Here is a 232-nt window from a genome sequence, read left to right as displayed (position 1 = left end):
TCGTGAAGAGCCAGACGAAGAATTGCAGGAAGAGTTAGGAAAAGTACTGGTAGAATTCCAACAAAAAATGGCTGATCTTGAGCTACAATTATTATTGTGCGGTCCATATGATCAAAACAATGCTATTTTAGAGTTGCATCCAGGTGCAGGTGGTACAGAGTCACAAGACTGGGGGTCTATGCTACTACGTATGTATACACGATGGGCTGAGAAGCGTGGCTTTAAGGGGGAA

Annotated in this window: 1 protein-coding gene; it reads left to right on the top strand. The window is 43.5% G+C overall.

Annotated features, from left to right (window positions below; genetic code table 11):
- Positions 1-232 (top strand): PCRF domain-containing protein (locus KVT27_RS26355; protein WP_217582354.1); only part of this gene is annotated, 232 nt, incomplete at both ends.

It is taken from the genome of Lysinibacillus sp. GbtcB16, from assembly GCF_019091145.1.
GTDB lineage: Bacteria > Bacillota > Bacilli > Bacillales_A > Planococcaceae > Lysinibacillus > Lysinibacillus fusiformis.
The sequence above is the reverse complement of the archived record's forward strand: the minus strand, read 5'-3'. Positions and strand labels throughout refer to the sequence as shown.